10 protein-coding genes are annotated in these 8,142 nt (G+C 70.1%); 6 read left to right on the top strand and 4 right to left on the bottom strand.

The window, feature by feature from the left end; genetic code table 11:
• Window positions 1-321: 321 nt before the first annotated feature.
• From BV907_RS17930 to rpmB, 4 genes are all read right to left on the bottom strand, one after another.
• The gene (locus tag BV907_RS17930; RefSeq protein ID WP_175637518.1) at window positions 322-978 is read right to left on the bottom strand and encodes an MBL fold metallo-hydrolase; all 657 of its coding nucleotides are present in this window, start codon (window positions 976-978) and stop codon (window positions 322-324) included.
• Between the two features lie 183 nt (window positions 979-1,161).
• Entirely contained in the window at window positions 1,162-1,467 is a 306-nt protein-coding gene (gene rpsN, locus BV907_RS17925; protein ID WP_077491113.1) for a 30S ribosomal protein S14, read from the bottom strand.
• Window positions 1,468-1,471: 4 nt separating this feature from the next.
• Window positions 1,472-1,642, bottom strand: a complete 171-nt coding sequence (rpmG, locus tag BV907_RS17920; RefSeq protein ID WP_043122011.1) for a 50S ribosomal protein L33 — start codon at window positions 1,640-1,642, stop codon at window positions 1,472-1,474.
• The gene (gene rpmB / locus BV907_RS17915; RefSeq protein WP_077491112.1) at window positions 1,642-1,878 is read right to left on the bottom strand and encodes a 50S ribosomal protein L28; all 237 of its coding nucleotides are present in this window, start codon (window positions 1,876-1,878) and stop codon (window positions 1,642-1,644) included. The genes rpmG and rpmB overlap by 1 nt, the downstream gene beginning before the upstream one ends.
• Window positions 1,879-2,173: 295 nt before the next feature.
• Between rpmB and BV907_RS17910 the strand changes: the two genes are divergently transcribed.
• From BV907_RS17910 to BV907_RS17885, 6 genes are all read left to right on the top strand, one after another.
• Window positions 2,174-2,818 (top strand): NADPH-dependent F420 reductase, encoded by a 645-nt coding sequence (locus BV907_RS17910; protein WP_077491111.1) that lies wholly within the window; start codon window positions 2,174-2,176, stop codon window positions 2,816-2,818.
• 4 nt (window positions 2,819-2,822) lie between these two features.
• Complete coding sequence (locus tag BV907_RS17905; protein WP_077491110.1) at window positions 2,823-3,677, top strand: alpha/beta fold hydrolase; 855 nt, start codon at window positions 2,823-2,825, stop codon at window positions 3,675-3,677.
• 111 nt (window positions 3,678-3,788) lie between these two features.
• Window positions 3,789-5,816 (top strand): acyl-CoA dehydrogenase family protein, encoded by a 2,028-nt coding sequence (locus tag BV907_RS17900; protein ID WP_077491109.1) that lies wholly within the window; start codon window positions 3,789-3,791, stop codon window positions 5,814-5,816.
• A gap of 107 nt (window positions 5,817-5,923) precedes the next feature.
• Window positions 5,924-6,202 carry a hypothetical protein gene (locus tag BV907_RS17895; protein WP_077491108.1) on the top strand — a complete coding sequence of 93 codons (279 nt, stop codon included), beginning with the start codon at window positions 5,924-5,926 and terminating at the stop codon, window positions 6,200-6,202.
• Between the two features lie 722 nt (window positions 6,203-6,924).
• Window positions 6,925-7,476 (top strand): hypothetical protein, encoded by a 552-nt coding sequence (locus tag BV907_RS17890; protein WP_077491107.1) that lies wholly within the window; start codon window positions 6,925-6,927, stop codon window positions 7,474-7,476.
• A 25-nt stretch (window positions 7,477-7,501) separates the two neighbouring features.
• On the top strand, window positions 7,502-8,142 hold a 641-nt coding region (locus BV907_RS17885; RefSeq protein WP_217697965.1), incomplete at its 3' end, for a DUF6531 domain-containing protein.

Genomic DNA, 8,142 nt, shown 5'->3' with positions numbered 1-8,142 from the left:
GTCACACCCGGGTAACTCTCGCGGCCCTCTTCCAGCCGCTCGCCTCCCCGAGGCACGTCCACCAACTTTACCGGAACCGGCCCTCCCGTGCAAATTCCGTATTTCTCGGAAAAAGCCTCGGAATTCCGCTCCCGGCCCCAGCCCGAGCGCGCAGCACATCGCCGCCGTTCCGGCTGTTCGAGGGGGATCTTCCGCCCGGCTGGACCCCGATTTCTCGTGGCCGCCCCGGCGACTCAGAAAACATTACAGGTGCCGGGTGATGCGCGCAAATCCACCCGTCCGCCCGGGCGTGTCGTGCTTGACCGCCAGCGCTCCTGGGCCTCACGGCCCGGGCGCAGGCAGGTCACCGCCCCCGGGCCGCCTGAGTTCTCGGACCCTCCCGTGGCCCGGGCAGAGCCAGGTCGCGCCGAGTCCGCGGAGGACCTCCTCGGAGCGGAGGGCAGCGGCGCGGTCCGTCGTGATGAACCTCGGGAACTGGGTGAGCCCGGTGCGGTCGTCACCGAGGACCGCGTCGCCGGCAAAGAGGACCTCGAAGAAGACGAACGCCAGATGCCCGTCGGTGTGGCCGGGCGTCGGGAGGGCCCGGACGCCCGGGAGGACCTCGGCCTCGCCGTCGAGCCGCTGGACCCTGCCGGGAAACGGCCGCAGGGGGACGCGGGCGAGGAGTCTGCGGTAGGCCGTCCCGGCACGGCGCGTCCCCTCGAGCACCTCCGCATCCGCCCGGCCGATCCAGACGGTGGCCCCCGTGACGGCCTGGAGCCGGGCCGTGGCCCCGACGTGGTCGCGGTCATAGTGCGTGATGAGGATGTCGGTCACCTTCTCGAGCACGCGTGCGGACGCGAGCTCCCGCAGGACGCGGCCGGCGCCCCAGTCGAGGCCGGGGTCGATCACGGCGACCCGCTCCCCCGCCTCGACGAGGTAGCCGTTGGAGCCGAGGCTCCGGTCCAGACGGAACACTCCTGGGTAGACGCTCTGCACGGGTCCATGCCACCACGGTGGCGAGGTCCGCGCCAGAGCCGACACGGCGCCGTCGTGCGCGGGGGGCGCAGCTGGATCCACCCGGGGCGAACTCCTGGACCCGGAGACGCCGAAGGGGCGGCACCCTTGCCGGGTGCCGCCCCTTCGGGACGGGTATCGCGAACGCTCAGCGAGCGCTACGGCCTACCAGGACGACTTGGTGACGCCCGGAAGCTCGCCCTTGTGTGCCATCTCGCGGAAGCGGACGCGCGAGATGCCGAACTTCTGGAACGTGCCGCGGGGGCGGCCGTCGATCTGGTCGCGGTTGCGGAGGCGAACCGGGGAAGCGTCGCGGGGAAGCTTCTGCAGGCCGAGGCGGGCGGCCTCGCGGGCCTCGTCGGTCGCGTTCTCGTCGATGAGCGTCTTCTTCAGCTCAGCGCGCTTCGCGGCGTAGCGGTCAACGATCACCTTGCGCTGCTCGTTGCGGGCAATCTTGGACTTCTTGGCCATGTGCTTAGCGCTCCTCTCGGAAGTCGACGTGCTTGCGGACGACCGGGTCGTACTTCTTCATGACGAGACGATCCGGGTCGTTGCGGCGGTTCTTGCGGGTCACGTAGGTGTAGCCCGTGCCGGCCGTCGACTTGAGCTTGATGATCGGACGCGCGTCCTTGTCCTTCTTGGCCATCAGAGCTTCACACCCTTCGCAAGCAGCTCGGCGACAACCGCGTCAATGCCGCGGACGTCGATGGTCTTGATGCCACGGGCCGACACCGTCAGGGTGACGTTGCGGCGCAGGGACGGGACCCAGTAGCGCTTCTTCTGGATGTTCGGGTCGAACCGACGCTTGGTGCGGCGGTGCGAGTGAGAAATGCTGTGACCGAACGCGGGCGATGCCCCGGTCACCTGGCAATGCGCTGCCATGTTTCGCTCCTCCAAGGTGTAGTCAAACAGTTGCAGTAAAAATGGCGGTCCGCAGATGCGTCCCGCCACCTCGATGCACCGTTCGTTCTGCAGCTTTCCGGAGGGTGACCAGGCGGGGTGAGAACCAGCCGAAGTTCCTCGCCGCGGTTAGACGGTGACTTCAGTGCCGAGAAGTGGACTCCACTGCATACGACAGCCTTAAATATTAGGCGGCTCTCGGGTGGCCCGCAAATCAGGTTTCGTCACGGGCGGCTCGAGTCTACCGTCAGTCCTGTCACGGGAGAGAAGGAAGGCCATGAACGACATCACGATCATCGGCACCGGCAGCATGGCGCGTGGCCTCGCGCACCGCGCGGTCGCGGCTGGCCGGAGCATCCAGATCCTCGCCCACACGGAGAGGTCCCAGGCCGAGGCGCTCGCCGCCGAGGTCGGCGGTACGGCCACAGCCGGCATCCTGGGCGATGCCGTCGAGGGCTCCATCGTCATCCCGGCCGTGCCTTACGATGCCGCCCGGTCCGTCGCGTCCCAGTACGGCGACGGCCTGGCGGGCAGAGTGTACGTCGACATCACGAACCCGATCGACACCTCGACGTTCGACGGCCTCGCAGTTCCGGCTGGATCCTCCGCTGCCGAGGAGCTCCAGAGGATCACGCCGGCGACGGTGGTCAAGGCGTTCAACACCACCTTCGCCGTCACGCTCGTCCCGGGCGAGGTGGCGGGCCACCCGCTCGACGTCCTCATCGCGGGCGACGACGACTCCGCGGTCCAGTCGGTTGCGGACTTCGCCTCGTCTGCGGGCCTGAATCCCCTCAAGGTCGGCCCTCTGCGCCGAGCGCAGCAGCTCGAGCAGGCGGGCCTCCTCATCATCCTGCTCGCCGCCAACGAGGGCCTGCCGCAGTACGGCCCGAGCATGGCCCTCACGTTCCTCCCGGGTTCCTGAAGGCATGCGCAGCCCCGCCCGGCCGTTCGTCCTCCTCCACGGATGGGCCTGCCCTCCCGCCTACTGGCTCCCGGTCGCGCGGCTCCTGAAGGCACGCGGGCACCACGTCGAGGTCCCCCGCCTTCTCGGCTATGCCGCGCGGCCGACGGCGCCCGCAGCGGGATCGGGAGCAGCCAGGCCGGGAACAGCCGGGTCGGGATCAGCCGGTTCCGGAACGGGCAACGCGGTGCTGGCCGACGGGCCGCCCGCCTACCCGACGTCTGCTGCCTGGACGCTGGACGCGGCGGCCGACGCCGTGGCGGAGCGGCTCGCGCGAGCGGGCTCTCCAGCGCTGGTCGTGGGGCATTCGCTCGGAGGGTCAGTTGCCGCGACGCTTGCCGCGCGGCGGCCCGAGCTCGTCGCGGGCCTCGGGCTCGTGGGCATGGTCCCCGTGGCGCCGAGCGCCGCGGCCCGGGCCCGGCTGGTCTCGCTCTTCCTCTCCCCCGATCCCGACCTCTCCCCCGATCAGGCCGCGGTCGACGTCGTCCTGCGTGGCTGGTACGGCGACGCGCCCTTGGACCCAGCGTTCCGGAACGAGGCCGAGGCCGCGTTCCGGATCCCCGGGCCAGTGCTCCGCGGCTCGCTCGTGGCGGCGCTCGACGGGGTCGCGCCCGAGGTGCCGGGCCTCGTGATGGCACCGACCGCCGTCGTCCTCGGAGCGGGCGATCGAACCCGCTCGCCCGAGGAGATCGAGGCGTTCCTCGCCGCGCATCCCGCATGGCGGCTCACGAGCGTGCCAGGCGCCGGTCACATGGTGCATTGGGAGGCGCCCGAGGCGTGTGCCTCCGCCCTGCTCGCCCTCGCGGACGCCGCCGACTGAGGGGCTGCAGGCGACGGGTGCCCCTACCCACCGGTAGGCCCCAAGCCTATGATGGGACGACAGCTGGATGGGTCACCGGCCCACGGCGGCCCCGCGGATGAGGGGGCTGCCATGACCACCGAGACCCACCGGCCCGGCGCGGGGAGCGAGCCTGCCGGCACTGGGGCCATTGGGCCCGGTGAGCCTTCTGCGCCCGAGCCGCCCGACGAGCGCGAGCCGGACTGGGAGGAGGCGCGCGCCGTCGCCGAGGCCGGCCGCGAGACCGAGTGGGACCGCCCGAGCTTCGCCAAGGCGCTCTACCTCGGCGACTTCCAGTGGAGCCTCATCCACCCGCACCCCGCCCCGCCCGAGGGGACAGTCGACGACGGCGAGCAGTTCCTGCGCCGGCTCGAGCAGCTCACGCGCACCATGGACGGCACGCGGATCGAGGCCGAGGACCGGGTCCCGGACGAGTACCTGCGCGCCTTCGCGGACATCGGGGCGTTCGGCATGAAGATCCCCAAGCAGTACGGCGGGCTCGGGCTCTCGCTCGCGTACTACGGGCGCGCGCTCATGATCATCGGCTCCGTGCACCCGAGCCTCGGGGCGCTGTTCTCGGCGCACCAGTCCATCGGCGTCCCGGAGCCTGTCAAGCTCTTCGGGACTGAGGCGCAGAAGCAGGCCTTCCTGCCCCGCTGCGCGGCGGGCGCCGTGACGGCCTTCCTCCTGACGGAGCCCGACGTCGGCTCCGACCCGGCGCGGCTCACGACGACGGCGACGCTCGCCGAGGATGGGCTCAGCTACGTCCTCGACGGCTCGAAGCTGTGGACGACGAACGGCGTCATCGCGGAGCTGGTCGTCATCATGGCCAAGGTCCTGCCGCACGAGGCGGCCGGCGACGAGCCCGCAGGCAAGGGCGGCATCACAGCCTTCGTCGTCGAGATGGATGCCCCGGGCATCACGGTCGAGAACCGCAACTCGTTCATGGGCCTCAAGGGCCTCGAGAACGGCGTCACCCGGTTCGACGGCGTGCGCGTCCCGGCGGCCAACCGCGTGGGCGGCGAGGGCAAGGGGCTCAAGATCGCGCTCACGACCCTCAACACGGGCAGGCTCTCGATCCCCGCCCTGTGCGCCGCGGGCGCGAAATGGTCGCTCAAGATCGCGCGCGAGTGGTCCACCGTGCGCGTCCAGTGGGGGCGTTCCATCGGCGAGCACGAGGCCGTGGGCACCAAGATCGCGTTCATCGCGGCCACGGCGTTCGCGCTCGAGTCCGTCTTCGAGCTCTCCGCCGCCCTCGCCGACTCTGGCCAGAAGGACGTCCGCATCGAGGCGGCCCTCGCGAAGCTGTGGTCCTCGGAGATGGCCTACCGCATCGCCGACGAGCTCGTGCAGATCCGCGGCGGGCGCGGATACGAGACCGCCGCGTCGCTCCGGGCGCGCGGTGAGCGGGCCGTCCCGGCCGAGCAGCTCGTGCGGGACCTGCGGATCAACCGCATCTTCGAGGGCTCGACCGAGATCATGCGGCTGCTCATCGCCCGCGAGGCCGTCGACGCCCACCTGACCGTGGCCGGCGACCTGGCCCGCGCGGACGCGACCCTCTCCGAGCGGGCCAAGGCCGCCCGCGACGCCTCGGGCTTCTACGCCCGCTGGCTCCCGGGCCTCTTCGCCGGCGAGGGCATGGACCCGCGCTCGTTCCGCGAGACCGGTCCGCTCGGGCGGCACCTGCGGTACGTCGAGCGGGCCTCGCGGCGGCTCGCGCGGCACACCTTCGTGGGCATGGGCCGCTGGCAGGCGGGGCTCGAGCACCGGCAGTCCTTCCTCGGGCGGATCGTGGACATCGGCGCCGAGCTCTTCGCCATGGCGGCCACGTGCAGCCGCGCCGAGTATCTCCGCTCCGGGGGAGGCGCGGGGGCCGCCACGGCGCGGGACCTCGCCGACGCGTTCTGCACGCAGGCGCGGCTGCGCGTCGAGGCGCTCTTCGGTGCTCTCTGGGAGAACACGGACGACGCCGACCGGCGGCTCGTGCGGCGCGTCCTCGCCGGGGACTTCGAGTGGCTCGAGGAGGGCGTCATCGACCCGTCGGAGGGGACGGGGCCGTGGATCGCGCCGCCCACGGAGGGCCCAAGCACCAAGCCGGACCAGCACCGGCGGGTCATGTAGGCGCTCCCGGCGCTGTTCGCCGCGCTCTTCGACGATGTCTACGAACTCCGCCGCATCGAGCACCGTCCTGCCTCGCCCAGGAGCTCGCGGTCAACTACCTCGCCGGCATGGTCGACACCTACGCGGAGGACAACGCCCTCGATCTCGACCCCGACATCCCCGGGACCCTCTTCGAGGCGCTCCTCGAAGACACCGACCACCTCTTCCTGCACGAGGCTGACGACCGGAACGGCGGAACCCTGGACCTGGCCAAAGTGGCCGCGCTGGACGCCCTCGGCGCGGCCAGCATGGACTTCGACGACTGGTTCCAGCCCTTCACCGGGGACCGTTTCGTCGCACTCTACGCGTACGCCGCAGGAGCGCCCGTCCACGAAATACGACGATGAGGATGACGGGCCGATGGAGCAGTAGCCGCCTGTTCCAGGGCCATCAACCGGCAGAGAAGGATCGGCGGCCTAAAAAGACGTTCAGGAAGAGCTCCAGATCTCCGATTTCGCAGGCCCGCGCGATCATCCAGCGCGGCGAGCTCCGCGCGCTCCAGATCGGCGGCCGCGGGGGCGCGTCGAGCGCACCGAGCTCGAGGCGTACATTGCCCGCCCTCTACGAGGTCGCCGAGGCCTGCCCGCGTGACCGCACAGGAGTCGGACCACTGAGGCACTGGAGTCGGCTCAGCCGAACCATGGGGGAATTCAGGCGCCACTCGATCCGCTTGCTTGGACGACTCCCCGCGGAGGCCAGAGATCCAGGCGGAGTCGTCAGTCCGGCCGCCTCCGGAACGCTCCTTCGTAAGCACGTCTTCACAGGCTGTGGCAAGAGCGGACGCGGCAGTACCCCCGAAATCGCGTACACGATTCCCCCGATCCAAGTAGTCGCCCTACCGGATCCGATGGCGTCCGATTCGCGGTCTCTGGTTTCCCGTGGACTTCGACCATAGGCTCCGTCCAACTTTCTTGGCCTGTTCATTGGGGGGACCGTGAAGCCGAGTCTTCGTCGTGTGTGGAAGGCCGCCAGAGTTGCTCTGACGGCGGTTGTCGCAGCGTGCGTGGGGCCTGTGGCCCTGGTCGGCCTGGCGGGTCCGCTCCCCTTGGCGCAGGCCACGTAGGGGACGGTGATCACGAGCCAGACCCTCACTGCGAACACGACCTGGACCATGGCGGGTTCGCCGTACTGGGTCCAGGACACGCTGAGGGTCGGTGCCGGGGTCAGGCTGACGATCGAGCCCGGCGTGGTGGTGAAGATCGGCAACCCCTCCAACTCCTATGGGAGCATCATCGTGGATGGGCAGTTGGCTGCCCTGGGGACCTCTGCTGCGCCGGTCGTCTTCACCTCCCACCGGGACGACTCGATCGCCGGGGACACCAACGGCGACGGCGGGGCGACGACCCCAGCCCGCGGTGACTGGTACCACATCTACTTCAGCAACACGGCCACGACCCAGTCGGTCATCGACCGGGCCGTCATCCAGTACGGAGGGCAGAGAGTCTCCGGCGTCTGCCACGCCTCCGCGACTGTCGATGTCACCGCACAGGCGTCGCTGTCCCTGACCAACAGCGACCTCAAGCACGCCATGAACTCGAGCCTGAGCACGGCCCCGGGGACCGGGACGGTCCGCGTGGCCAACAACAGGTTCTCCGAGAGCAAGTGCGCCCCTCTACGGTGACGCGGGGACCTTCACCGAGAACGTGTTGGACTCGTCGCTCTCGTCCTTCTCGGCCAAGTTCATGCAGCCCAAATCGGTGAAGTTCTACGACAACTGGGTCGAAAAGCCCATCTACGCCACAGGAGGGGCAACGCGGGAGCAGCTCGACCTGCGGGGCAACACCCTGAACCAGGGCGTGTATGACCAGTGGGGGGCGTCGGAGGATCCCAAGGACCTGGCCGAGAACTGGTGGGGTCATGTCCTGGATGATCCTCCGACTGGTTGCTACGACTACAACGCAACCTACATCCCGGCGGTGACTTACGCTTCGGTCCCAGGCAGCGGGTGCCGCTGGGACCAGAGCATCACGGGGTACTTCACGAAGGTCCTGCCGGCCCTGACGGAGGCGCCGCCCATGCCCTCCGCCGGGATCAACGGGACCGGGACCTACGCCGGCCTGGTCCCGGAGGGGCAGCTGTATGGGCCCGACGGCGGGTCCGAGTTCGCGGTGGCGCCGAGCGGGTCGGTGGCCGACCCGGTCAACACCGCCACCGGCGCCCTGACCCACACCGAGACTGACCTGGGGATGGCCTCGCTGACGGGGAACCTGTCGGTGAACCGCTTCTACACCTCGGCCGACATAGTAGAGGGGCCGTTCGGGCGCGGCTGGAGCCTCGGGTACGACAT

Origin of the sequence: Sinomonas mesophila (assembly GCF_001999765.1) — a bacterium.
GTDB classification, from domain to species: domain Bacteria; phylum Actinomycetota; class Actinomycetes; order Actinomycetales; family Micrococcaceae; genus Sinomonas; species Sinomonas mesophila.
This window is presented reverse-complemented; position numbering and strand designations above follow the sequence as displayed.